Origin of the sequence: Pseudomonas sp. PS01301 (assembly GCF_029960215.1) — a bacterium.
GTDB lineage: Bacteria > Pseudomonadota > Gammaproteobacteria > Pseudomonadales > Pseudomonadaceae > Aquipseudomonas > Aquipseudomonas coleopterorum.
In genome coordinates this window covers 1-255 of record NZ_JASCPM010000152.1, presented here as the reverse complement: position 1 = coordinate 255, position 255 = coordinate 1, and the positions used below count along the sequence as shown (strand labels likewise).

At 52.5% G+C, this 255-nt stretch carries 1 rRNA gene; it reads left to right on the top strand.

Annotation, left to right across the window (positions count from 1 at the left end):
• A 23S ribosomal RNA gene (locus QMX89_RS22830) occupies positions 1-101 on the top strand; the annotation flags it as partial.
• Positions 102-255: the final 154 nt, after the last annotated feature.

The following is a 255-nucleotide window of genomic DNA, read 5'->3' as shown; positions in this document are numbered from 1 at the left end:
CCCTGAAGGGCCGTCGAAGACTACGACGTTGATAGGTGGGGTGTGTAAGCGCTGTGAGGCGTTGAGCTAACCCATACTAATTGCCCGTGAGGCTTGACCATATAACACCCAAGCAATTTGCGTCGAACGACCAGATTGCGGTGACTGTGGAGATGACACGAACCGAAAGTTCGCAGCAAGACAACCCACAAATATCACATACCCGATTCGCTGGAGTGCCTCCCAAAGGGCATCCCGGCTACAGAATTTCTTGAC